The following is a 243-nucleotide window of genomic DNA, read 5'->3' on the forward strand; positions in this document are numbered from 1 at the left end:
CTCTTCGGAGTCTAGCGGCGGACGGGTGAGTAACACGTGGGCAACCTGCCTGTAAGACTGGGATAACACCGGGAAACCGGTGCTAATACCGGATAATCCTTTTCCTCTCATGAGGAAAAGCTGAAAGACGGTTTCGGCTGTCACTTACAGATGGGCCCGCGGCGCATTAGCTAGTTGGTGAGGTAACGGCTCACCAAGGCGACGATGCGTAGCCGACCTGAGAGGGTGATCGGCCACACTGGG

The 243-nt window shown here is 56.8% G+C and carries 1 rRNA gene; it reads left to right on the top strand.

Going from position 1 to position 243, the window contains the following annotated elements:
• A 16S ribosomal RNA gene (locus tag M3610_RS27850) occupies positions 1 to 243 on the top strand; the annotation flags it as partial.

It is taken from the genome of Neobacillus sp. MER 74 (assembly GCF_023714155.1).